The 24,579-nt window shown below is 44.9% G+C and carries 20 protein-coding genes; 7 read left to right on the plus strand and 13 right to left on the minus strand.

All coding sequences use genetic code 11. From position 1 onward, the window contains the following. Positions 1 to 4: 4 nt before the first annotated feature. On the minus strand, positions 5 to 1,753 hold the full coding sequence (gene msbA / locus NL643_RS01315) for a lipid A ABC transporter ATP-binding protein/permease MsbA (protein ID WP_005390646.1): 1,749 nt from the start codon (positions 1,751 to 1,753) through the stop codon (positions 5 to 7). A 31-nt stretch (positions 1,754 to 1,784) separates the two neighbouring features. Beyond that, positions 1,785 to 4,043: a DNA internalization-related competence protein ComEC/Rec2 gene (locus NL643_RS01320; RefSeq protein ID WP_253643778.1), complete on the minus strand. Its 2,259-nt coding sequence runs from the start codon at positions 4,041 to 4,043 to the stop codon at positions 1,785 to 1,787. Between the two features lie 8 nt (positions 4,044 to 4,051). On the opposite strand from NL643_RS01320, the gene NL643_RS01325 reads away from it, so the two are divergent. Further along, the gene (locus NL643_RS01325) at positions 4,052 to 4,561 is read left to right on the plus strand and encodes a DUF2062 domain-containing protein (RefSeq protein WP_006742150.1); all 510 of its coding nucleotides are present in this window, start codon (positions 4,052 to 4,054) and stop codon (positions 4,559 to 4,561) included. Positions 4,562 to 4,709: 148 nt separating this feature from the next. Here the strand turns inward: NL643_RS01325 and lolE are convergent, their stop codons facing one another. The 3 genes from lolE to lolC are packed head-to-tail and all read right to left on the minus strand — an operon-like array spanning position 4,710 to position 7,865. Then, positions 4,710 to 5,954: a lipoprotein-releasing ABC transporter permease subunit LolE gene (gene lolE / locus NL643_RS01330; protein ID WP_048626175.1), complete on the minus strand. Its 1,245-nt coding sequence runs from the start codon at positions 5,952 to 5,954 to the stop codon at positions 4,710 to 4,712. 2 nt (positions 5,955 to 5,956) lie between these two features. Further along, on the minus strand, positions 5,957 to 6,664 hold the full coding sequence (lolD, locus tag NL643_RS01335) for a lipoprotein-releasing ABC transporter ATP-binding protein LolD (protein ID WP_237283738.1): 708 nt from the start codon (positions 6,662 to 6,664) through the stop codon (positions 5,957 to 5,959). Continuing rightward, the gene (gene lolC, locus NL643_RS01340) at positions 6,657 to 7,865 is read right to left on the minus strand and encodes a lipoprotein-releasing ABC transporter permease subunit LolC (RefSeq protein WP_253643779.1); all 1,209 of its coding nucleotides are present in this window, start codon (positions 7,863 to 7,865) and stop codon (positions 6,657 to 6,659) included. Before lolC ends, lolD begins: the two co-directional genes overlap by 8 nt. 249 nt (positions 7,866 to 8,114) lie before the next feature. On the opposite strand from lolC, the gene NL643_RS01345 reads away from it, so the two are divergent. The 4 genes from NL643_RS01345 (at position 8,115) to NL643_RS01360 (ending at position 13,641) form a co-directional block, all read left to right on the plus strand. Next, entirely contained in the window at positions 8,115 to 8,684 is a 570-nt protein-coding gene (locus NL643_RS01345; protein WP_114322529.1) for a PilZ domain-containing protein, read from the plus strand. Between the two features lie 5 nt (positions 8,685 to 8,689). Next, entirely contained in the window at positions 8,690 to 12,151 is a 3,462-nt protein-coding gene (gene mfd / locus NL643_RS01350) for a transcription-repair coupling factor (protein ID WP_253643780.1), read from the plus strand. A gap of 7 nt (positions 12,152 to 12,158) precedes the next feature. Beyond that, a complete protein-coding gene (locus tag NL643_RS01355; protein ID WP_074191059.1) occupies positions 12,159 to 12,929 on the plus strand; it encodes a peptidoglycan binding protein CsiV in 771 nt (256 codons plus the stop codon). A gap of 163 nt (positions 12,930 to 13,092) precedes the next feature. Continuing rightward, positions 13,093 to 13,641, plus strand: coding sequence for a GNAT family N-acetyltransferase (locus tag NL643_RS01360; RefSeq protein WP_047008529.1), 549 nt, complete (start codon positions 13,093 to 13,095; stop codon positions 13,639 to 13,641). An 84-nt stretch (positions 13,642 to 13,725) separates the two neighbouring features. Here the strand turns inward: NL643_RS01360 and NL643_RS01365 are convergent, their stop codons facing one another. The 7 genes from NL643_RS01365 to hinT form a co-directional block, all read right to left on the minus strand. Further along, a complete protein-coding gene (locus tag NL643_RS01365) occupies positions 13,726 to 15,015 on the minus strand; it encodes an NAD(P)/FAD-dependent oxidoreductase (RefSeq protein ID WP_005390626.1) in 1,290 nt (429 codons plus the stop codon). A 538-nt stretch (positions 15,016 to 15,553) separates the two neighbouring features. Beyond that, positions 15,554 to 16,093 carry an alpha/beta hydrolase YcfP gene (gene ycfP, locus NL643_RS01370; RefSeq protein ID WP_012842003.1) on the minus strand — a complete coding sequence of 180 codons (540 nt, stop codon included), beginning with the start codon at positions 16,091 to 16,093 and terminating at the stop codon, positions 15,554 to 15,556. A gap of 75 nt (positions 16,094 to 16,168) precedes the next feature. Beyond that, a complete protein-coding gene (gene thiK / locus NL643_RS01375; RefSeq protein WP_114322534.1) occupies positions 16,169 to 17,050 on the minus strand; it encodes a thiamine kinase in 882 nt (293 codons plus the stop codon). Between the two features lie 24 nt (positions 17,051 to 17,074). After that, a complete protein-coding gene (lpoB, locus tag NL643_RS01380; RefSeq protein ID WP_005378467.1) occupies positions 17,075 to 17,665 on the minus strand; it encodes a penicillin-binding protein activator LpoB in 591 nt (196 codons plus the stop codon). Positions 17,666 to 17,731: 66 nt separating this feature from the next. Further along, positions 17,732 to 18,124, minus strand: coding sequence for a YcfL family protein (locus NL643_RS01385; protein WP_005390620.1), 393 nt, complete (start codon positions 18,122 to 18,124; stop codon positions 17,732 to 17,734). Then, positions 18,124 to 19,521: a hypothetical protein gene (locus NL643_RS01390; protein ID WP_253643781.1), complete on the minus strand. Its 1,398-nt coding sequence runs from the start codon at positions 19,519 to 19,521 to the stop codon at positions 18,124 to 18,126. Before NL643_RS01390 ends, NL643_RS01385 begins: the two co-directional genes overlap by 1 nt. A gap of 71 nt (positions 19,522 to 19,592) precedes the next feature. Continuing rightward, positions 19,593 to 19,943, minus strand: a complete 351-nt coding sequence (hinT, locus tag NL643_RS01395) for a purine nucleoside phosphoramidase (RefSeq protein ID WP_005390611.1) — start codon at positions 19,941 to 19,943, stop codon at positions 19,593 to 19,595. A gap of 267 nt (positions 19,944 to 20,210) precedes the next feature. Here hinT and NL643_RS01400 point away from each other — a divergent pair, with 267 nt between their 5' ends. After that, positions 20,211 to 22,202 (plus strand): methyl-accepting chemotaxis protein, encoded by a 1,992-nt coding sequence (locus NL643_RS01400; protein WP_005390610.1) that lies wholly within the window; start codon positions 20,211 to 20,213, stop codon positions 22,200 to 22,202. Positions 22,203 to 22,365: 163 nt separating this feature from the next. Continuing rightward, positions 22,366 to 23,526 (plus strand): DUF1887 family protein, encoded by a 1,161-nt coding sequence (locus tag NL643_RS01405; protein WP_005390608.1) that lies wholly within the window; start codon positions 22,366 to 22,368, stop codon positions 23,524 to 23,526. A 156-nt stretch (positions 23,527 to 23,682) separates the two neighbouring features. Here NL643_RS01405 and udp read toward each other — a convergent pair whose 3' ends face one another. Further along, positions 23,683 to 24,441: a uridine phosphorylase gene (udp, locus tag NL643_RS01410; protein WP_253643782.1), complete on the minus strand. Its 759-nt coding sequence runs from the start codon at positions 24,439 to 24,441 to the stop codon at positions 23,683 to 23,685. Positions 24,442 to 24,579: the final 138 nt, after the last annotated feature.

The raw sequence follows: 24,579 nt of genomic DNA on the forward strand, positions 1-24,579 counted from the left end.
GCGTTTATTCACCAAACTGAATACGGTGCAATTGTGCATACGCACCATTTTTTGCAATAAGATCGGCGTGGTTGCCACGCTCAATGATGGCGCCATCATCAACCACAAGAATTTCATCGGCTTTCTCGATAGTTGACAAGCGGTGCGCAATCACGAGTACCGTTTTGTCTTTCTGCAGCTCATCTAATGCAGCTTGGATAGCGCGTTCTGATTCCGTATCCAAAGCAGAGGTCGCCTCATCAAGAATCAATACCGGTGCATCACGCAATAGAGCACGTGCAATAGCGACACGTTGACGTTGACCACCAGATAGACTCGCGCCATTTTCACCAATCATGGTATCAAGTCCATCATCCATTTTGCTGATGAATTCCATAGCATGCGCGAGTTTTGCCGCTTTCTCGATATCACTGCGCTCGTATTTTCCATCCGTTGCGTAAGCAATATTGTTTGCAATCGTGTCATTAAATAAATGAACATTTTGTGATACTAGCGCAAACTGCTGACGCAAGTTCTTTAACTCGTATTCACGAATATCATGTCCGTCTAATGTGATGGAGCCACTATCAACATCATAGAAACGATTGAACAAGTTCGCGATGGTACTTTTACCGGAACCGGAACGACCAACCAGCGCAACGGTCTTCCCTCTTGGAATATCGAAGCTGACATTTTCCAATGCTGGCTTTTCTGCGCCAGTATAAGTAAAGCTTACGTTTTTAACTGAAACATCGCCATTTGCGCGTTCAACTGTCAACTTACCTTCGTTTTTCTCAGGCTCAAGGTCAATCAACGCAAAGAGCGTTTGGCTCGCAGCCATACCACGTTGGAACTGAGAGGTAACGTTAGTAAGCGCTTTAAGCGGACGCATCAAACCAAACATCGCAGAGAATACAACGGTAAATGTACCTGGAGTCAGTTGCTCTTTAATCGAGTCAATACTTGCTAAGTAAAGAACGGCAACAATAGCAAGTGACGCAATCATTTGGATGATAGGGTTAGCCGCTGCTTGAGCTGTCACCAACTTCATGCTTTGTTGACGCATTTGGTTGCTGACCTTCTCAAATCGTTTACGTTCGATATCCTGGCCGCCGTAGCTCAACACGACTTTATGGCCTTTCAGCATCTGCTCTGCTGACGCAGTCACGTTGCCCATCATTGTTTGCATATTTTTGGATATTTTTCTAAAACGTTTAGAAACGACACCAATACCCCACGCGACAACGGGAGCAACAGCAAACAGCACTAACGACAACTGCCAGCTGTTGTAAAACATCAGGACTAACAGGCCAATGATACTTGCACCTTCGCGAACGATGCTCACTAACGCCTGGCTGGTTGCCGCAGATACTTGCTCTGAATCGTAGGTAATACGTGACAATAAATTGCCCGTTTTTTCCTTATCGAAGTAAGACACCGGCATATGCATAAAGTGATTGAATACCATGCGGCGGACTTGCATAACCACATTGCCGGATACCCAGCTCAAACAGTATGTGGAGACAAATCCACTTATGCCACGGACAAACATCATGGCAAAAATAATCAATGGAAGCGTGCGTAGAAAATCAGATTCAGCGTTCCCAAAACCTTCATCTAGTAATGGTTTTAATAGGGAAATCATATAGGTATCTGATATAGCATTAATAACTAATGCAATGACTGCAACGACAAGACCTGACTTGTAAAGGCGAATAAATTGCCATAGACGCTTAAACGTCTGCCAAGTCGTTTCATCAGTATTTATCGACATAGAAGTGCTTTATTTTCTTACATTAAGACTCTCATTCTACTCCCTTACGCAGCATCTGCCTATACCAAGGCTCAAATGTATCGCTACGTTTGGTTTCTGAGCGCCAATTATCACGGTGAATAGAGAAGCTTACCTGACCATATTCCCCAGTATCAAGCCAAGTAATGTCAAGCTTGCGATATGCTGCAACAACATGTTCTGCCGGCATTCCCCATTGATTATTTTTTGCCAAAGAAGCAACGGCCACACTCGGGTTTACCGCTTCAATAAAGCGAGGATTCGACGAACTTTTACTACCATGATGAGGGACCAACATCACATCACTTTTTAACTTTTCAGGCTCCCTGAGCAAGATCCACTCGCTAATGGTCTCAATATCACCAGTAAAAAGCATACTGAACGTAGAAATAGGGTCGGTAAGACGTAGTACACAGGAGTGCGGATTATATGCACGTTGAACAAGAGCAGGAGGCCAAAGTACTTCTATATTTAACCCTTGCCATTTCCAATGATCGCCGCGAGTACAAGACTCATATCCGATAAAGTTTTGGCTACTGAGTTTGCGCTGTGGCGAAAAGGCATCTTCAATGAACAAGCGCCCTCCTGCATGGTCATTGTCGGAATGGCTGAGGATCATCGTATCGATGCTTTCATAACCTCGTTGATGCAAGGCCGGAGTGACGACCTGCTCCGCAATACTGCCATTTTGCCATGCTTTACCTGTGTCATAGAGCAACACTTTATCGTCTTTTTCTACAATCACCGCAAGGCCATGGCCCACATCTAGTACATCAATGCGCCAATGTTGCTGATCATATTCCGATGTGAGCTTAATACTAATTACAATGCCAAGTAACAAACACCACGCGTACTGAAACATGAATCGTTGAAACACCAAGCAAGCAATTACCGCCAGAATCAGCCCTGTCATTTCTATACTAATGGGTTGCCAGGAGCCTATCGCGTGCTGAATTGACGTGCTCAATGGCTGCAATGACCAGTCCACCAACTGCCACAGAGGCTTTGCTATCATTTCAAGAAATAAAGATGAGAACAGGGCCAGAAACATCAAAGGCACAACGATAAATCCGAACCAAGGAATAAACGCCAAGTTGTATGCAATTGATGACAAACTGAAACCAGAAAAGTAATAGCCACTAATAGGCACGATTAACACACTCAACATCAATTGAGTAAGCAATAACACTTTTAACTTCGCCTTCCAGCCCCCGCTTTGATGCCGAATCAAATTGATTGCGAACAGCACTGCGCAAACTGACAGATACGATAACCAAAAACTCATGCTATACGATGCAAAAGGTTGAACAAGCAGTTGTAGCGCTACCGCGAGCAAAAGTACCCGCCAGGATGCCCAGTGCACTAAGGTATATTTGAGAACGACGTAAATAACACATACCGACACCGCGCGGGTAGTAGGTAATGAGAAGTCCGCTAACCAAGCATAGGCAACGGCAAACATCAGCCCACATAAGCTAGGCAATAGCTGGTATTGAGGTAACGCATAACGAATGGCACCGCCCACCACTAGCCCAAAAGTAAACGCCATACCAATATGTAAGCCCGAAATCGAGACCAAGTGCAGTAAACCACTGTCTCTGAGTGCTTGCCAATCCTCCTTAGATAACCAAGAGCGATCAGCAAAAACTAACGCATTTATTAACGAGAAATGATGAAGGGAAGACACATCCTCCGAAACATCAGCGATAATGGCTTGGCGCAGAGATGTAGTAGAACGAATAATCCAGGTAACATCCTTGTTAACAACACCGCGTGCGATAATACTTTTACCCATTGCGTGCTTTTCGGCGTCAAAACCAGCTTCGTTGCGTAGGCCTGTAATCGGCTTTAACGAGACGGATGTCGTAAACTCACTGTTAACATCGAGGGGAAAAGACGTAATAAGACGGATTTTAGGTTTAAGAAAAGGTAACAGAGTTTGAGAATTTACCTTTTTTAGAGCCACAATGCCTTCATATCCGTGACTTATTTGCGTAAAAGGGCTGTCAACTTTACCAATTATGGTAATATTCTCCCCTGCTTGAAAAAGGGCTTGTCTCTGAGACTCCAATACATTGCCGTGGACGATGACAACCATAAAGCCCGCAATTGCGCCTATGCTAATTAAGCCACGACGTAATTTGATTATTGAGCCAGTGGTTATTATTCCCAGCAGCAGCCAACGCCAATCTGGTATTGTCGGCCACCAAGCTGACGAAATTACGCTCGCTACAAATAACGCCAAGGTCCAACTTTTTTCTGAGAGAGTCATGCTGTCCTATGCCTAGAAAGCTGATAAAACGCTTCATGCCAGATCATGAATTGATCAAACGCCAAAAAGCATTGAAGGTCTTCGGCAATGTGTTGTACAACCCGAACTTGTGGTGTTTAAATCGTCGCTCGGCGTCTGGGGCTTTTGCTGTCGGGTTATTTATGGCATTTGTTCCGCTACCAAGCCAAATGATCATGGCTGCAGGTTTGGCAATCATGCTTGGCGTCAATTTACCTCTCTCCGTCGCTTTGGTATGGATAAGCAACCCCATCACCATGCCTGTGTTATTTTATTTTGCGTATAAGCTTGGCGCTTTAGTGATGCATGTTCCTCCGCAACCTTTCCACTTTGAACTTTCGTGGGAATTCATCATGCAACAGATGAGCACTATTGGCCCTCCATTCTTATTAGGCTGTGCTATCTGTGGTGTCATATCCGCGATTATTGGCTACTTCGGCATTAGAGGACTTTGGCGCTACTCAGTGGTTCGGAGCTGGCAAAAACGCAAAATAAGATAAGACGTTACTGCATAAAAATCAGCATTTGCGCTATCAGTTGAGGGGCACCTAACAGTTAGAATGAAACACGATGTCGCTCAAGTTGGATAAATACAAAAAAGGACCGAATTCGGTCCTGTTTGCTTTTCTCGTATTGTAAAACGGTTGGTTATTTAGAACTCAGCACCGCTGCCGGATTTAACTTCGCGGCGCGAGAAGCGGGATACCACGTTGCAAGCAAACTCAAAACGATCGCCGTCACCGACACCAATGCTACGTCTGGCCAGTGTAACTGTGATGGTAAGAAGTCGACGAAGTAAATATCACCCGATAAAAACTGATGACCGATTAAGCTCTCTAACCCTTTAATTAACGGAGTCAGGTTTAACGCCACTAAGACACCAATAACACTGCCGACGAGACTGCCAAATACACCAGAGAACACGCCTTGCCAAACAAAGATACGTTTGATTAGGCTATCTTTTGCTCCCATTGTTCGCAAAATTGCAATTTCTGCGGCTCGATCTTTCACTGCCATCATCAGCGTAGACACAATGTTAAAACATGCCACACCAATCACGAGTACCATCACCAAGTACATAATGGTGCGTACGAGCTGAATATCGCGATACAAAAAACCAAACTTTTGCTGCCAGCTTTTCAAATACACGTAAACATCCACCATGCTACCTACCTCACGAACAATAGAAGGCGCATTGAGAACATCATCCGTTTTTAGTGAAATGCCAGTGACCCCTTCCCCTAACCTCGCGTATTGCTGAGCATCCGCTAATGGCACTAACGCTAAAGAATGGTCTATTTGGCCATTCAACGTTAAGAACCCAGACACCTTCACGCGCACACGCTTGGGAGCCTGCACTTTGTTTGCGCCGCCTGTTTGCGGAATCATCAACGTAATGTAATCCCCCACGGCGACATTTAGCTCGTTTGCAACACCTCGGCCTAAGATCACTTGCTTCTGACCGGCATAAAAGTTTTGCCAAGCTTCTTGGTCAATAAAATTCGATAAGCTCGACACCGCTTGCTCGAAAGTAGGCTCTACGCCACGAACTTCTATCGCTTTTAGCTTACTGCCTTTTTCTGCTAACCCCGTAAAACGAACGTACGGCGCTGCCGCAACAACATCTTCATGGTTTAGGGCTTGATTCATCGTTTTGGTGTAGTTATGAAGCGGACCATTAACGCCTTCCAACTCACCGTGTGGAATAACTGACAACACACGCGATTGCAGCTCGCGCTCAAAGCCATTCATTGCAGAAAGACCGATAATGATCACGGCTACACCAACCGCAATACCAATCGTTGAAGAAAGCGAAATGAAAGACACCATCTTGTTGCGCTTTTTCGCTCGACTGAAGCGACCACCAATCATCAATGCTAAAGATGAAAACAAAATTAGCCCTCCGCAGACGCAGTATCAGTCACAAAACGATCTACGAGCAAACCATCTTGCATGTGCATTTGACGATCCATTTTCGCTGCCAGCTCTTTGTCATGCGTGACAACCAAAAATGCAATGTTTGACTCTTTATTGAGCTCGCGCATCAAATCATAGATAGACAGTGCCGTATTGTGATCTAAGTTCCCCGTAGGTTCATCGGCCAAAACCAGATCAGGCTTATTCACCAATGCACGCGCAATCGCAACACGTTGACGCTCACCGCCCGATAACTCAGAAGGCCTGTGTTGCATCCGATGACTCAAACCAACTTTATCTAACAACACTTTAGCCGCCTGTTTTGCATCCGCTACTTTAGCGCCGCCAATCATCAGTGGCATCGCCACGTTTTCAAGCGCAGTAAAATCAGCTAACAAGTGATGGAACTGGTATACAAAACCAAGGTGCTTGTTGCGTAAAGCCGCCTGTTTATTCGAACTTAAAGCCGATAGGTTTTGCCCTAGAAAATCAACTTCACCATGAGTTGCGTCATCTAACGCCCCTAAAATATGCAATAAGGTACTTTTTCCCGAACCAGAAGAGCCAACAATAGAAACCAACTCCCCTTTGTCGATATCGAAACTTACGCCTTTCAACACTTCCGTATCTAACGAACCCTCTCGGTAGACTTTACGAATATCACGACATTCTAATAGCTTATTCATAGCGAAGTGCCTCAGCAGGTTTAACAGAAGATGCTCGATAAGAAGGATAAAGCGTAGCAGCAAGGCTAAGAGCAATCGCCAACACCACCACTAAAAGAATTTGCAGTGAATCAATCAAGATGGGTAGATGACCACCAAAACTGAATAGCGCCACACCAGCAGATTCAAGAATAGCGTTCAGGTTAAGTGACAAGATCACGCCCGCAGCACCACCAACAATCGCGCCAATTACACCACTGCTTGCACCTTGCACCATGAAAATGGTCATCACTTGAGATTGAGTCATGCCTTGAGTTTTCAATATTGCGACTTCTGATTGCTTCTCCATCACCACCATGATTAAGGCGGAGATAATATTGAATGCAGCAACGCCCACTATCAGACCTAGCATGAGTCCCATCATGTTCTTTTCCATTTTCACCGCTTGGAAAAGCTCACCACGCTGTTCGCGCCAATCCCTCCATTGCCACCCGTCAGGCATGGGTTGATCAGCAAAATCCGTCACCATAAATGGATCAGAGAAAAAGACACGCCAACCAGAAACCGTGTCTTTCGGAAAACGCATCAGCTTAGATGCATCCGTCATGTTAACAATCATTAATTGACCATCAACGTCCGATCCCGTATTGAAAATACCAGCGACAGTAAAATTGCGCTGGCTAGGAATACGGCCAAGTGGGGTAAACTGCGTCGCGTTGGTCACCATTAAGCGCACTTTATCCCCCATTGATACCTTTAGAGAGCGCGCCAAACTATGACCTAAAAAGACATTGTAATCGCCCGCTTGAAGTGACGATAATCGCCCAGCAATCAAATGGTTGCTAATCGGGTCGCCTTTCTTTGGTTCAATGCCAATGAGGTAACCTGCCGTCAGTTGCGCAGAACTCTGAATTACAGCCTCTCCACGCACGATAGGCTCCGGTTCAGATTCACTCGACATCGCTTGAACAAATGAAGGGGCAGACTCGGTCAACGGCGTTTTTCCATCGTGTTGTGAAACAACAGCGTGAGGCAGCACACCTAAAATGCGCTCTTTTAACTGCGATTCGAACCCATTCATCACAGAAAGAACCGTCACCAACGCCATTACACCGATCGTAATACCCGCCGTCGACATATAAGAAACAAATCGGCTGAACCTATCTCCAGAGCGTCCCCGAAGATATCTCAAACCAATAAATAATGAGATAGGATGATACATATAAGACAAACCAACTGGTTGTTTTGATATAAAGCTTTAGCAGATTATCTTACCTTACTCTTCTCATTAAGAAGACAAGAGAATCGCTAAATTTGTCAACGACATGCAATAAGTCTGTATTTAGGGCAAAAAGTTCAAGGACAAATCAGGTAAACTTGATAACTTCATTCAGTTAGCGATAATCAGTGCCCTACTTCTCTTTGTTTGTTGAGTGAACAGGGAGCGCTCGCTGGCAAAAGGACCGACTATATGACAGAGCAAGAATACTTTACCGTCCATCATAATCTCACTATCAACGTCGAAACGTTGAGTGCGGATTTTGCTTTGCCAGATGAAGAAACCTTTGTCTCCGAAATTCCAGCACCGTTTATTGTTGCCAGCGAATTTAGCCATCTAGATATGTTGGCAGACAATGCACGTCTAGAGCTAAAAAACAAAGATTTAAAGCATGTGATTAACTTGCTTGATACGCAAAACGCGAAACTTAACCTCTTGTTGAGCTTTATGCTTTCACAACAAGATGACGCCTCCATTCGATACCAAACCACAAAGTTTGGCGCCAGCCAACTCAGTTACCGTTCAGATACAGCGCTATCTGCCCAACAACTCGTTCGTGTTAAACTGTTTCTCGACCATCCTGCTGCAGCGATTTACGGTTACGCTCAAGTAGAAGAATGTGAGGCTTCAGAGCAAGATTTCATTATCACTCTTAGATATAAGATGCTACGTGAATCTGACCAAGATTTGCTGATAAAAGCGGCACTATATCAACAACAAAAACTTTTACGTCAGCGCTCGATGGAGCGAGATAAAAAATAACTCCTATGACAAAAGCAACGATTCTTTCCGTCACCAATCCTTCTGAGCGTGGCGACAAAAAACAGCTAGGTAATTTACCGGGCGCGGCTCTACCTCTAGCTATTGCTGAGCTAGCCAAGCAGCATTCGAGTCACTCGCTACTCGTCGTGCCTGACCCGCAAATCGCTTTAAAACTTCAAGCGGAGATTGAACAATTCACCGACCAAACAGTAAGCCTGTTCCCTGATTGGGAAACGCTGCCTTACGATAACTTTTCTCCGCATCAAGAAATCATCTCTGAACGTATCGCGCGCCTATACCAACTGCCAAGCCAACGTGATGGCATAACCATCGTCCCGGTCAGTACAGTATTGCAACGCCAATCGCCACGTGATTTTCTGTTGCAACACACTTTAATGGTGAAAACTGGTGATCGACTCTCGCTTGAGAAGCTACGTGTACAACTTGAAAATTCGGGCTACCGCCACGTAGACCAAGTATTTGGGCCAGGTGAATACGCGAGCCGTGGGTCGATTCTGGATCTCTTTCCTATGGGCAGCGATGACCCGTATCGCATCGACTTCTTTGATGATGAGATAGATACCATTCGCACCTTTGATCCAGAGAACCAACGCTCTATCGACGATATTCAGCAAATCCAATTGCTGCCCGCGCATGAGTTCCCAACCACTAAAGAAGCGATTGAGGATTTTCGTACACGTTGGCGCACCCAATTTGAAGCACGCCGAGAGCCAGAGTCGATCTACATGCAAGTGACCAAAGGCACTTGGCCCGCGGGTATTGAGTATTGGCAACCGCTGTTTTTTGACCATACCGAGACTTTATTTGAATATTTGCCAGAAGACTCTCAAGTCATCACATATGGTGATATTGAATCTGCGGTCGATACTTTCTTAACCGATGTCGAATATCGGTACGACCAGAAAAAAGTTGATCCACTACGTCCTCTTTTGACTCCTGAACAACTTTGGCTGAATAAAGACGAACTCTTCAGCCAACTAAAACAGCTCCCTATGGCTCAATTGAGCCTAGAGAAAGTGGTTAAGCGTGCTGGTCGTCAAAACCTACCAGTACAATCGTTAGCCGAGCTTGGCGTTCAGCAACAAAATAAAGAACCGCTTTCGCGTCTTCGTCAATTCAGTGAGCAATTCAGCGGCAAAATTGTTTTCTCGGTAGAGTCGGAAGGTCGTCGTGAAGCACTAACAGAACTGTTGCAAGGCATCAAAGTTCGCCCAGTCGTACATGGTTCACTTTACCAAGCTCTAGATTCGGGTGATCGCTTCAGTTTGATCTTAGGCGCTGCAGAGCATGGTTTCATTCACGAAGAGCTGAACTTCGCTCTGATCTGTGAAAGTGATCTTCTCGGTGACCGCGTTATCCAGCGACGCCGCAAAGATAAGAAAGCAGTCAACAGTGACACCGTTATTCGCCACCTTGCGGAATTGAAACCCGGTCAACCCGTGGTTCATATTGATCACGGCATTGGCCGCTACATCGGTTTGCAAACACTTGAAGCTGGTGGCATGAAAACGGAATACGTCACCCTTGAGTATCAAAACGATGCCAAGCTCTACGTACCAGTTTCATCACTAAACCTTATTAGCCGTTATTCAGGCGGTGCTGAAGAAAGTGCACCACTGCATAAATTGGGTGGCGAGGCTTGGGCAAAAGCACGTCGTAAAGCGGCAGAAAAAGTGCGTGATGTCGCGGCTGAGTTGCTGGATGTTTACGCTAAACGAGAATTAAAACCGGGCTTCAAATTTGAGCTAGATCGTGGGCAATACGCAACGTTTAAAGCAACGTTCCCATTTGAAGAAACGGATGACCAAGCGATGGCCATCAATGCCGTCTTGTCAGACATGTGCCAAGCAAAAGCGATGGATCGCTTAGTGTGTGGTGACGTGGGCTTTGGGAAAACGGAAGTCGCTATGCGCGCAGCATTTGTCGCAACGGATAACAGTAAACAGGTCGCCGTACTCGTACCAACAACCTTACTTGCTCAGCAGCATTTCGAAAACTTCCGTGACCGTTTTGCCAACTTGCCAATCCGAGTTGAAGTACTGTCTCGTTTTAAATCGGCCAAAGAACAAAAAGTCATTTTGCAAGACGTTGCCGATGGTAAAGTCGATATTGTCGTTGGTACACATAAGCTGCTTTCGAGCGACATTAAATTCAAAGATTTAGGTTTGTTGATCGTTGATGAGGAACACCGCTTCGGGGTTCGTCAAAAAGAAAAAGTCAAAGCAATGCGTGCGGATGTGGACATTCTTACCCTCACCGCAACACCAATTCCACGTACCTTGAATATGGCCATGAGTGGCATGCGCGATCTGTCTATCATCGCGACACCTCCAGCGCGTCGTTTAGCCATCAAAACCTTTGTTCGTCAAAGAGAAGAATCTGTGGTCCGTGAGGCGGTACTGCGTGAAATCATGCGTGGTGGTCAGGTTTACTTCCTGCACAATCAGGTAGAGACTATCGAGAAAACCGCGGAAGACTTGCAAAAGCTGATTCCTGAAGCACGAATTACCGTGGCACATGGTCAAATGCGTGAGCGCGAACTGGAGCGCATCATGAATGATTTCTACCACCAGCGCTTTAATGTGTTGGTGTGTACAACGATCATCGAGACTGGTATCGACGTACCAACGGCGAATACCATTATTATGGATCGTGCAGACAACCTTGGTTTAGCGCAACTGCACCAATTGCGTGGCCGTGTTGGACGCTCTCATCATCAAGCCTATGCTTACTTATTAACGCCACATCCAAAAGCCATGACCAAAGATGCTATCAAGCGTCTTGATGCGATTGCTTCACTGGAAGACTTAGGTGCAGGCTTTACTCTAGCAACTCACGACTTGGAAATCCGTGGGGCTGGTGAACTGCTTGGTGACGAGCAAAGTGGGCAAATTCAATCGGTTGGTTTTACACTGTACATGGAAATGCTGGAACAAGCAGTCCAAGCATTGAAAGAAGGTAAAGAACCTTCTTTGGACGAGCTGCTTCGTGAACAAACTGAAGTTGAAATGCGAATCCCAGCGCTCTTGCCAGACGATTACATCCCGGATGTGAATACACGACTGTCGATGTACAAACGTATTGCGAGCGTTACGAGTGGTGAAGAACTCTCAGAGCTCAAAGTGGAACTTATCGATCGATTTGGACTGCTTCCAGACGCGACGAAGAACTTACTTGCTGTCTCAGAATTGAAAATTTCGGCTGGTAGCCTAAAAGCGAAAAAGATAGAAGCCCATGATAAAGGTGGATTTATCGAGTTTTACCCTGATGCTGACATAAATCCAGCGTATTTGGTTAAACTGCTGCAATCACAGCCGCAAAAATTTGCAATGGAAGGTCCAACTAAGTTCAAGTTTAGCGTACCATTGGCGGACCGACGTAAACGCATTCAGTTTGTTCAAGACTTACTGAATGATTTTAAACAGAATTTATTACCAACGAGCTAATAGTCGAATGAGAATACTGATCCCGTTATTGCTTCTATGTGTCTCAATGCCTTCTTGGGCACAGCGTCAATTTGATATTGAAGTGATCATTTTCAAGCGAGCAGTCGACGCTGAAAGCACCACTGAATCTTGGCCGAATCAACTGCCAAAAATCGATATGGAAAATGTCGGCAGCTTAGAGAGTGAATCATACCGTCGCTCTAAAGGCGTAACACTACTGCCACGCTCATCTTTCCGCCTGAATGCGCAAGAAGCGGCATTAAACAACCATGCTGGGTTTAAAGTGCTTAAACACGTAGCATGGCGTCAAGGTGACCGAGGCAAATCTAGCGCCCCAATTTTCCGTATTGTTGGTGGACGAGATTTTTCTGATTCTTATCACGCAGATGGTAGTCCAATCAATGGCAGTACTCAGACATTTTCCACTGACGGTTACAGTGAAGAGACAGTCAACGGTCCTTTGTATGAACTAGACGGTCGATTCCAAATTTACGTGCAGCATTATCTATTCGCTGAAACGACACTAGACCTGCGCGAGCCAAGTGTTAGAGAAGTGCGTTTTGAACCAACTTCAACCGAGCAATTGGCGGATGATTTAGGTGAGGTCGATGGTAATGTTCAAGTGGGTAACTTGGCGGAAATCTCCCCTACAATAACAGAAGAAAAGTTCCTCAAGAGCTATCGAATGGATCAAAAACGCCGTATGCGTAGTAGTGAGACTCATTACCTAGACAACCCATTGATGGGCATGATCATTCAAGTTCGTCGCGTTCGATAAGCACGAGTGATTCAACAAAGCGCAGCATTTGCTGCGCTTTGTTTTTATCTGTTATGTCCTCAGTTATTCCTAACCAACGCAGAGCAAGGAAAATAACTGCGTTACAGTATGAAGTAGACAGTTTTCAAATTACTTAAACTCAACATGGAAGTCGTATCAGTTCATGAGTCCAGATTTTGAAATCATTGCGCCCCGCTTAGCGCTCAAGCTCATCCCTTCTGAAGAAGCTCACTCACTACAACGTTTGCTTGCAGAATCCCCTTCCCTACACCAGTGGCTAGATTGGTGTAATCAAAACGTTACGTTGAAAGATGCACAGGACTTCCTGTTGGCAACCCGACTTAACTGGGTAAAAACAGAAGCTTTCGGTTTCGGTATCTATGAGCGACAAAGTAACACTCTAGTAGGAATGGCCGCCGTAAACGAGTTATATCACACGTTTAATATGGCAAGTATTGGCTACTGGGTTGCTGACCGCTATCAACGACAGGGCTATGCTCAAGAAGCCGTTAGAGCCTTGGCTGAATTCTGCTTTGCAAAGCTGAGTTTAACTCGACTGGAAATTGTCTGTGACCCCGACAACGAAGCAAGCCAAACCTTAATTGAGTCAGTCGGTGCACAAAAAGAAACCATCGCCAGAAACCGGTTTATTTTTCATGGTAAGCCTAAGGATGGCGTTGTGTACTCACTTTTACCGGCAGATCTAACATAAATAAAAAGCCACCGACTTGCGGTGGCTTTTTATATTTCGAAGATACAGCATCCGCGCAATCCGCGTAGATGTGAATTTGGCGTCTTAGTGAAGCTTAAGGTTTGGACGCAGTACTCGGTTGATACGGCCCACGAGCATCATCAGTCCGGTTTTAAATACGCCGTGCAACGCCATCAGGTGCATTCGATATAACGAGATATAAACGACACGTGCAATACGGCCTTCTACCATCATCGATCCTTTGGTTAGGTTGCCCATCAAGCTACCAACGGTAGAGAAACGGCTTAGAGACACCAATGAGCCGTGATCTTTATACACATAATCTTTCAGCTCGCGTCCGTTGATCTTCGCAACGATGTTGCTGAATGCTTGGCTTGCCATTTGGTGCGCAGCTTGCGCACGTGGTGGAACAAACGAACCATCAGCCTGAGTACATTGTGCTAAGTCACCAATAACGAAAATGTCATCATCACGCGTCGTTTGTAGTGTATTTTTCACTACCAGCTGGTTGATACGGTTCGTTTCTAAACCAGCGATATCTTTAATAAAATCTGGTGCTTTAATACCCGCAGCCCAAACCATGATTTGTGCCGGGATCTTCTCACCATCTTTCGTGGTGAGGCCATCTTTTTCAGCTTTAGTCACCATGGTTGCCGTGCGTACGTTTACGCCCAACTTCACCAACTCTTGATGAGCAGCAGAAGAAATACGTGGAGGTAACGCTGGTAAAATACGCTCTCCTGCTTCAATCAGGTTGACGTTCAGCTTGCTAGAGTCAAGATCGCCAAAGCCGTAAGTACGCAGCTCTTTAACGGCATTGTGTAGTTCTGCAGATAGCTCAACGCCAGTTGCACCAGCACCAACAATCGCGATATCCACCGTACCGTTACCGTTTTTCGCGTGCAGTTTTAGGAACTCATTGTTCATTTCTGTGCGGAAACGGTGCGCTTGTTCTGGACTGTCTAGGAAAATACAGTTCTCACGAACGCCAGGAGTGTTGAAGTCGTTTGATGTTGAACCAATCGCCATGACCAGAATGTCGTATTCTAGCTCGCGGCTTGGCATCAGAAGCTCACCATGCTCATCTTTAAGCTCACTTAAGATGATCACTTTACGTTCGCGGTCGATGTCTTGAAGGCTACCCATTTGGAAGTCGAAGCTGTGGTTTTTTGCATGAGCTCGATAACTCAGAGCATCCACCCCTTCGTCCAAAGAGCCAGTTGCAACTTCATGCAATAATGGCTTCCACAAGTGGCTCGCTTTACGATCTACTAGCGTAATTTGCGCACGGTTCTTGCGACCTAGAGTTCGGCCAAGCTTAGTTGCCAACTCAAGACCACCAGCACCGCCGCCTACAACGATAATGCGTGTCACAATGATTTTCCTCTACAAAAATGAATATATGGGGTTCAGCTCGACATATGGCTCACAGGCATGCTGTGCCATACATCCAACCGATGAATTCTTGGTTCTTAGAGGTGTCTCAATTTATTTGGATTAAAAACTGCTGCCTAATTTTATTCTTTATCTATCAATAACTTGTTAGGAATCAGCATATTTGTCTGGTACGCATACGACGCCAGAGATTTTTGGGCAAGTTTATTACTCGCTCTCAATTTTTTTTGATATTTATCAAATTATTTTAGTCTGGTTCATTATATAGAGACGTACTTTGAAGGCAACCAAAATCCGTGTGACGAGTACGGATTGACTACTTTTCGACTACTCTACAACAAGGTATTCGTGCCACATAGGATGGAAGTAAGAAAACGGTAAGAAGAACACAATAATTTAAGCGCTAAACCAAAAAATGAGGCCTTTAAAGAGAAAGGGACTCGGCATACTCACAAAAGGGGGTCGCAGCAAAGCAGCCGATAAAAAATGCCGCTTTACTGTTCACACTCAAACACTCTTAAGTATTTTTAAATGCCTTCATCGCTTGTAAATGGTGAGAGATCTTTTTGAACTTGTGGGACTGCGTTTCGTCCCAAATGATTTGATAGTATTTTTCTAACTCAGCTGCAGTTTTCGCATTGTCATGCACTTCATCATCTTTGGATAAAATCACCAAGCAGTGCGCCTGATTTTTCGCTCGAAACTGATCAACACATTTTGTTGCGATATCTTCGTACTCTTCTGGGCGATCGATTCGACCAGCCATCGTTTTTTCTGGGTGCAAGTTCGGATTAAACATCACTTGTTTGATACCGCATAGAAAACCAATTCGTTCAGACCAATAACCACCTAAACCAACCCCACAGATTAACGGGTTTGGATCATCAGATTGATCGATAACTTTAGACACCTCTTTTAACAAGTGTTGCATGTCGTGCTTTGGGTGAAGGGTGCTGTAATTAATAAAACGAACGTCGTCGTCGATGAATTGCAGTTGAAGAACTTTTTCGTGGTTACCCGGGCTTGTACTGTCAAAGCCGTGTAAGTAAATAATCATGTGTACCTCTCCCTGTGTGTATCTGGTACTTTTATTAAAACTACCACTATTTCCTTACTGTTAAAGGGGAAAATATCACGAGTTCTCAAAACAGTGATCTTCCATACACAATGAGCCTTTCAACTCATACGCACTGTTTAAGTATTGCTCATCTCCCCACAATTTATAGGCCAGTAAATACCAAAGCATCGCCATCACTAGGGTTCTTGGCTGCCACGCCTGTACACCACTTAACCAAAGAGACGCATCTTCGATACCTCGAATTTGGCAATACTGTTTCACCGCCTCTTCCACAGGCGCATCCGCGACTTGAATAGTCAAGGTCAAATCAAGCCTAGGGTCAGCAATACCAGCATATTCCCAATCAATGACTTTCACCCCACTACCTCCCCGAACGAGGTTGTAACACCCCAGGTCAAAGTGACAAAGAGCTAGTGGAACCGGCGCTACACTCGGTTCCGTGCGCCACTTCATGTATAGAGCCTCAAATTCCGTATCCGCATACTGACCATCAAGCTCAAGCCAGTAATGATCGATGCGAGAAATATAAGAAAATGGAACCAAAGGGAGCGCGCTGATCGGGTGCTGATGAATGGTCGCCGCAATGGATAATAAATCTCTTACTGGTAGCCCTACATCCGAAAGTGCTTGCCCTTCGATCCATTCCACCAGTAAACCTTGCTCGTGGATAAACACTGGCTTAGGACCAATTTCTAATGAAGAGATAGCATTCAGAACTTGATATTCATTGTGGCGAGAAATTGAAAAAGCCTTGCAAACATTACTGGTCGGTCGCCAGATGTATACGAGGCCTTGAGAGGATTCCAACCGCCAACAACGGTTGGTTAGTCCCCCGGTAACGGTTTGAACTTTTACCGGAGGCTCAGTAAAGAAGCCATCGAGAGCATTAAGACTCGGATCTAACTGTTTTGCTTGTTGCCAAGAAAACCATGCCATTGATGACTTCTCCATCAGTATCGATTAAAGACCGAATAAGCTCTTCGATTGCGCTTTACGAATTTCCGTTTCATCCGCCCACTCAATCAAACCTGTTTCTAGGTCCATTAGGCGCATGGTCATCTTGTAGTATACATCTTTATCGCTACCTGCATTTTTGACGATGCTAGATAGGTTACCGTAAAGCATGTATTGCGCACCCACCATTTTACCAAATTGGATCGCTGTGCTTTGGTTAACCAGCTCATCCGTGTTTTGGAAGTTAAGCTGTTCACGCACAGACTCAACACGGTCCATATCAACAAAGCGGAACTTACCAGAGTTCAACATCTTAGTAGAAATAGTGTCTGTAATGGATTCAGTGTCAATGTGTTCACTGGTCTTGTTCTTAATTCGCTCAACAAAAACGATAGGACGTTGATCACGAGTAATTGCTGCTACAGAACCCGACATCATCATGCTATCCACCATTTCAGCCGCGATTTTTTGTAAATCTGTTGAGCCAAAATCGATAGTTGTGGTTTCTGTTGCTTGCGCATCGCCGTAAGAGACTTTGTTAGAACAGCCACCCAAAATGACGGCAAGACCTAAAAGAGCAATAATACTTTTTTTCATGAGAGTTCCTTAGTTTTTCAATACCAGCGCATCGTTAGCGCGGCAACTTCGGCAAAGCCGTTAAGATTAATTGTCTTGTGCTTCTCTAATTTGAACACGGAATTTGGTGCCATTTGGATTCACAGTAACTTCAGATAACGTGACTTGCTCAAACCCTCGCACAATCATTTTGCGCCATGGGCCAGGCTTGGTATTCACTTCTAAACCATTATTGTCATACCAATAGAAGCGGTAAAGAATGTGCTGGTCACCTTTATAGTTACTGCTTAGTTGCACCACTCCACGTGGACGATCATCAACGTAAGTGGTGGTGATGTTGTCAACTAATAAGCGACTACCCAAAACGTTATCATTAAAAAATACTTTTTGCGTTTGACCATCAATTCGAATACCAGCCGTGTTTTCGGCGCATCCAACTAAACCAATAGCCATTGCTAAACAAATAAGCCATGCTTTCATTACAGTCTCCCTAGCTGTTTATGCCACACGGTTGAGTGTGTTCCCTGACGAGATACCCATACCAATGTAGTCTGCTGTGCAGGCACTTCAAACTGATAGGTTTGATCACCCAAGTTTAAACTTTGTGTTCCCGGTTTCACGACTTTTGATGCCGTTTTCACTTGCGCTGGTAATGTTTGCCAACTTCTCGTATCCGGCTGCTCGGTCAATGTGTTCCATACATTGAAAAGTATGTTACCCACATCATCGCCTTTTTTCGCCGCCTCTTTTCGGATTTGATCTTTTGCCCAAACGCGAAGAGCTTGACGGATCACCATTGTAGTCAGACGTTCATTAAGATCGTTTTGTGCCATCGCATTAACATCAGTCAGCGTGCTAGAAGGCAATACCTGACCATTTAAAACCACATCGCTAAAACGTTGCGCACCCCGATTCGGATAATAAGGAAGCGCCAACGAATAAATGGCCCCATTATCGCGACTGTCGTAAATCGGTAGATCAATACGCCAACCTTTCAAAGCCTCCACAACGCCTTGTTCATCAATAACGATGACTCGACCTTGAGACTGAGTTAACCCAGAAGGTGCTTTACCATACCGTTTCTCTAGCATGCGTAAGTCTTCACGCATGCCTAGTTTCTTAGCGGCGTACAGCGTGCTTTCAACAACTTGTTTGTTGTCTGGCATCACAGCGAGTGCTCGTCGGTAATCAACATAAGCACTGTTTAAATCTCGTGACGCTTCATATAACAAGCCAGAAAGATAGAACAAATAGCCGTTTTGTACTGCGCTTAGTTTTTTACCAGCATCAGGGTATCTCGCCAACACACTGCCTAAATTGGCAGACATGCCTTGCTTTTTCAGGTCTTTTTCTGCTGCTTTTAGTTCTTTTTCACGCGCCTTTCTTGCCGCTTCCTGAACTTGATTGGCTCGACGCACTTCAACAAGCGCCCCTTCCAAATCGTTTTTCTGTAAATAGTTTAGCCCGAGATAAAGGTGCAGAAAGCCAAGTTCATAATCGGCGGGATGATAATCTTGGAGATTGTCGTTCACTGCGAGAGAGCCGACGCTCGTTGCCGTTTCTGACACAGAAATAGTCGCGCGATCTTGCTGAACACGAACGGCACGATCACCATTTTCCAGTGCTTTCAAACTTGTCGGGTAATCTTCAGCAAGAAAAGAAATACGGCCCTTTTCAAAGTTGCCAAGTATCTCGCCACCCACTTCGCTCGATTGAAGTTGTTTCGCTTTCGCATATTCCCCTGCAACAACGGCTTGATAAACTTCTTGATTCTGGTTGCTGTAGTGACTAAACAGATTGCCCGCAGACAAATTCGCGCAGCCAGAGGCCATTAAAGCCCAGCTCATCAGCCCTAACAGCTTTACACCTAGTTTCACATTTATCTCCACAAATGTGTCATTCGACAGGAAAAAGAAGTGGGTGAACTGCGCCACCCACTTTTTAAAGCTTAGCTCAATACCATTGGACCTAGAGGACGACCGCCTAATAGGTGCATGTGAATATGGTAAACCTCTTGGCCACCGTGCGGGTTACAATTAACGATCAGGCGATAGCCGTCTTCCGCAATGCCTTCCTCTTTCGCCAGTTTTTTAGCAACAGTGAACAAACGCCCCATCATTGCTTCATCTTCAGCTTCAACATCATTCGTTGTTGGGATCAATTTATTCGGAATAATGAGAATATGGCTCGGTGTGCGCGGGTTAATATCGCGAAACGCAGTCACCAACTCATCTTGATAAAGAATATCGGCTGGGATTTCCTTACGAATAATTTTACTAAAGATCGTTTCTTCCGCCATGAGGACTCCATTTTATAAAGGTAATTAGACCCCAATTAGTATGCGCCAACCAAAAGCGGAGCTCAATAAAAACAGTGTTCACTTAACATTATTAATCAAACGCTAATTAACGAAGCTTTTTTTGTCGTGTGCGTCATAAAATGCGCGTCACAAACTCAATACAATCCAATGAATTTTGTTACTTTTTTAAGACAATTATTATTTTTATACCCAAGTAAGCTCAAAATTCTTGGGTAGCTTGTCTATTTTGGGAGAGGAAGCTCACTTATGCGAGGTTCAGTTATTAAAAGGATGTATGCGGGCTTTGCTCTGATCATCATCCTATTTGCCGTCACAATTGCCATTATGATGGGAGGAATGAGTGATATTCACGGGAAGTTTGGCACCGTGTCTAAATCATCCCTACCACTGGTATCGTTATCTAACCAAACCAGTGTTGAACTGCTTTCTGCCGACAAATCGTTTAAAGATTTTCTGACGACAGAGAATAAACAACGCATGGATGAAATGCGTCAGGAATTTGCTAGATCTCAACAACGTTTCGAATCCACTTTGGCTCAACTGGAAACTGCAAGCCAAATCTACCCTTCTCTTGCCGAACCGTTTTCACAGTTAAAAACGTTAGAGCAGAGCTATTTTACTGAAGCTCTTGAAGCTATGGACAACTACGAAGCAATGTTCGCTGCGCAAGAAAAAGTGCAAAAATCGTCACGTCGCTTCCAAAAGCTGAATACCGAGTTGTCGGTCGGCCTTAAAGAATATGTGGCAGATCAAACCAGCATTTCTGTCAAAGTCATGGCGAAGAGTTACTTCATTAAGCTAAAAGATGCCGAAGTTATAACCTCTGATGCCCTCGCCAGCTCTGATCCTGAGTTTGTTACACAAGCCGTGACCAAAAACCGCAAAGCAGTAACTCATTTGAACTATGCTTTCCGTGGTTTAGTTACTCAATTACCTGAACTAAAAACAGCGTTTGGTGAGTCGGTAGAACAATTCACACGCGATGTGGGAATGCGTGGAGGGGTCTTAGACCAGCACAATAATTACCTCAATGCTCGTGCAGCGCTATACAACAACATCGCCAACCTAGCGAATAAAGTTGATTCAACCATGGCGATTCTTGAGCAATTTACGACAACCGCAACGGATAAACTTAATGAATCGTTAGCAGACGCTGGTGACATTTATTCTGCGGGTGTGACAAAAGCCATCATCATTGGCGTTGTTGTCGTGTTACTTGCCACAGCGATTGGCTACCACATCGCGCATAGCGTTCGCGAACCATTGACTCGTATTCTAAAAGTGCTTGAAAGCCTGACTGAAGGTGACATGACACAACGTATCGATATTCGCTATAACAACGAGTTCAGCCGAGTGAGTGGACACATTAACTCACTCGCCGACAGCCTTCACGAGATCTTAGTGAAACTCAACGAAGCATCAGAGAACCTATCTTCGACCGCAGCAACAAACGAAAGCACGTCTTCGCAAGCGCAAAGCAAATTAAGCTCACAACGCGAGCAAACAGCAAACGTTGCGACTGCAATGACGGAAATGTCTCACTCAGTGCAAGAAGTCGCTCAAAGTGCACAAGGTTCACTAGAAATGGTGCAGCGTGTCGAATCTGCCTCTGAAGAAGGCAGAAATGTCATGAGCAGCAATATCTCGACCATAAATCAACTGGAAACGCGTTTGAACGAATCCGTTTCCGCTGTCTCTGAATTGCAAAAAATGAGTGGTCAAATTGGTTCTATCCTCGATGTGATTCGCAACATTGCTGAACAAACTAACCTATTGGCATTGAATGCAGCAATTGAAGCGGCTCGCGCTGGCGAGCAAGGTCGCGGCTTTGCGGTAGTGGCCGATGAGGTGCGTGTGCTTGCATCCAGAACCACTCAGTCCACCACTGAAATTGAATCGATGATCAGTAATCTGCAATCCAGCTCTCAGTCAGCAAATCAAGTAATACAAAGCTGTATGAGCGATATGGAGATGTCTGTTGAGCAAGCATCAAAAGCGAACAGCTCAATGGAAGAGATTCAAGCGCTAATCATCGAAATCAGCCAAATGAGTACGCATATTTCGCAAGCGGCAGCAGAGCAAAGTGAAACCTCAGCAGACATTGCACGCAGTATTGAAGATATCAATAGTATCGCCGATGAAAGCTTCCAAGCTATGTCGAGCATCGCACAGACCAGTGAATCACTGACTCACTTGGCTCATCAACAGAATGAATTGGTTCACCGCTTTAAGTTATAAATAATTTATAAATTTGAGCATTAATTAGTGCAATCAACTGTATAAGGGCGACTTTTTGTTAAGTCGCCCTTGTTTTTTATCGGCCATGTCTACATATGATTAATATGGCCAGCTCATCCCCTTGCACATCTCTTTTCGAGCGGCCTCATAAAAAGGAAAATCTATGGCTGTTCATGTTGGTATTATCGACCAAGACCCAGTGAGATTGGTCACTCCTCTATTAGATAATCGTACGCTAAGCACACATATCGTCTTCATCGGAGACAAGAGCCAGTTAGATATATTTGACCGACTGAGTGCCGTTTTAGAGCAACGAGACATTACTTCCGAATTTTTTGAAATCCCATCCGCCGTCAATACTTCGCTGATCAAACAAGCGATTCAAAAACTGGCAAAAGATCTCCATGAACGCGGCGAAGATGTGAAATTAAACGCCAGTTGCGGTCTTCGTCATCGCTTATTGTCTGTGTACGAGGTTTTCCGTACCTATCGCTGGCCAATTTTTGTGGTTGAGCCAAGTAGCGATAAGCTTTGCTGGTTATACCCAGATGGCAAAGAAGATACTCAAGTCGAAGACCACATTACGATTGCTGACTACCTTACCATCTTCGGCGCACGCGGCGAGTTCCACCACGTTGATTTACCTCCTCTTCTTGATAAAAAACTGTATGAACTTGGTGAACGCTGGGCCTCAAATGCGCTTGAGCTTGGTCCAGGCTTAGCGACTCTTAACTACCTTGCAACCACATGCCGCAAAGAGCAAAAACTTGATGTGGAGCTTTCTGAAAAGCAACAAGGCTACCGTGAGCTCAACATGCTGCTTTCGGACTTAGTGGAAGCGCAAATCGCCACTTATGAGAATGGCGTTCTAACGTTTGCAGATGAAGATGCACGCCGCTTTTCAAACGGTGAATGGTTAGAGACTCTGGTACACAGCACGGTCAAGCAAATTCAAGATACGATGCCGACGATTCAAGATCGCTCTTTGAATGTTCAGGTTTATCGCAAACTTGGTGAAAGTGAAGTACGCAATGAGTTGGATGTTGCAACAGTGGTAAACAACAAGCTCCACATCATTGAGTGTAAAACCAAAGGCATGCGAGATGACGGCGATGACACCTTGTACAAGCTAGAATCCCTCAGAGATCTACTAGGTGGTTTACAAGCACGTGCAATGCTGGTGAGCTTCCGACCGCTTCGTCATAATGACATTACTCGTGCAGAAGATTTGGGGCTAGCTCTGATTGGCCCTGATGAGCTTAAAGATTTAAGAACGCACCTAACGGCTTGGTTTAAAGACGCAGGCGGCTCGGACGAGATCTAGTATCAGTGATAAGAACTAGAATTCAAAATGATCAAAAGCAGCGTTACAGGCTGCTTTTTTCATACCTAATTTTTAAGTGTGGGTTTAGATAGGTAGAAAAAAACCAGAGGCGTGCCTCTGGTTTTTCCGTTTGTTTAAAATGCCAATTATCGCGGCTTACAGCATTTTACGCGCTGCTTCTACTACCACCTTAATTGAACGAGCTTCCGTCTCTTTCAGAGTTGTATGATCTGGAATCTCTTTTTGTGTACGGTTGATGATTACACCCGCCACACAACCTGCTTTTAGACCAGAGCTCGCACACATTGTTAGCAATGTTGCAGACTCCATCTCAAAGTTAAGTACGCCCATGTCTTGCCATTCTTGCATAGAACCTTGGAAACGCTTAACAACGCGACCAGAGAACGTGTCGTAGCGCTCTTGACCTGGGTAGAAAGTATCACTTGAAGCCGTCACACCCATGTGAACCGCAGCGCCAGACTCTTCTACTGCCGCTTTCATTGCAGTTGCTACTTCAAAGTCAGCAACTGCTGGGAATTCCATTGGCGCAAAGTGCAGGCTCGCACCGTCAAGGCGAACTGACCCCGTCGTTACGATCATGTCACCTACGTTTACATGCGGTTGAATTGCGCCAGTTGTACCAACACGTAGGAAAGTACGAACACCAAGCTGCGCGAGTTCCTCAACTGCGATAGAGGTAGAAGGGCCACCAATACCTGTAGAACAAACCACAACAGGTTTACCGTCTAATTCGGCACGGTATAGCGTGTATTCACGGTGACTTGCTAGAAATACTGGGTTTTCCATTTGTTCTGCGATTTTTTGAACGCGCGCTGGATCACCAGGAATGATGGCTAGAGTCGCACCATTAAGATCAGCTTCAGTAACACCTAAATGAAATACAGCTTGAGACATAAGTCGCTCCTTATTGTGGCTTATTTTATGAACAATAAGCTCATTAATCAGTTATTGGGTACAAATGCACTGTAGCGAACCTTTCACCAACATAGAGTGATCACAATCACAATGAGAAAATGTAATGAAACTATAATT

Source organism: Vibrio sp. Y42_MX_L11 (assembly GCF_024181785.1).
Taxonomy (GTDB): domain Bacteria; phylum Pseudomonadota; class Gammaproteobacteria; order Enterobacterales; family Vibrionaceae; genus Vibrio; species Vibrio diabolicus.

Coding starts and splice junctions, on each gene's coding strand:
- lolD (WP_237283738.1), bottom strand. CDS start 6,664: ATGAATAAGCTATTAGAATGTCGTGATATTCGTAAAGTCTACCGAGAG.
- NL643_RS01320 (WP_253643778.1), bottom strand. CDS start 4,043: ATGACTCTCTCAGAAAAAAGTTGGACCTTGGCGTTATTTGTAGCGAGC.
- NL643_RS01405 (WP_005390608.1), top strand. CDS start 22,366: ATGGCTGTTCATGTTGGTATTATCGACCAAGACCCAGTGAGATTGGTC.
- mfd (WP_253643780.1), top strand. CDS start 8,690: ATGACAAAAGCAACGATTCTTTCCGTCACCAATCCTTCTGAGCGTGGC.
- ycfP (WP_012842003.1), bottom strand. CDS start 16,093: ATGATTATTTACTTACACGGCTTTGACAGTACAAGCCCGGGTAACCAC.
- NL643_RS01385 (WP_005390620.1), bottom strand. CDS start 18,124: ATGAAAGCATGGCTTATTTGTTTAGCAATGGCTATTGGTTTAGTTGGA.
- thiK (WP_114322534.1), bottom strand. CDS start 17,050: ATGGCATGGTTTTCTTGGCAACAAGCAAAACAGTTAGATCCGAGTCTT.
- NL643_RS01360 (WP_047008529.1), top strand. CDS start 13,093: ATGAGTCCAGATTTTGAAATCATTGCGCCCCGCTTAGCGCTCAAGCTC.
- lpoB (WP_005378467.1), bottom strand. CDS start 17,665: ATGAAAAAAAGTATTATTGCTCTTTTAGGTCTTGCCGTCATTTTGGGT.
- hinT (WP_005390611.1), bottom strand. CDS start 19,943: ATGGCGGAAGAAACGATCTTTAGTAAAATTATTCGTAAGGAAATCCCA.
- udp (WP_253643782.1), bottom strand. CDS start 24,441: ATGTCTCAAGCTGTATTTCATTTAGGTGTTACTGAAGCTGATCTTAAT.
- lolC (WP_253643779.1), bottom strand. CDS start 7,865: ATGTATCATCCTATCTCATTATTTATTGGTTTGAGATATCTTCGGGGA.
- NL643_RS01400 (WP_005390610.1), top strand. CDS start 20,211: ATGCGAGGTTCAGTTATTAAAAGGATGTATGCGGGCTTTGCTCTGATC.
- msbA (WP_005390646.1), bottom strand. CDS start 1,753: ATGTCGATAAATACTGATGAAACGACTTGGCAGACGTTTAAGCGTCTA.
- NL643_RS01345 (WP_114322529.1), top strand. CDS start 8,115: ATGACAGAGCAAGAATACTTTACCGTCCATCATAATCTCACTATCAAC.
- NL643_RS01355 (WP_074191059.1), top strand. CDS start 12,159: ATGAGAATACTGATCCCGTTATTGCTTCTATGTGTCTCAATGCCTTCT.
- NL643_RS01325 (WP_006742150.1), top strand. CDS start 4,052: ATGCCTAGAAAGCTGATAAAACGCTTCATGCCAGATCATGAATTGATC.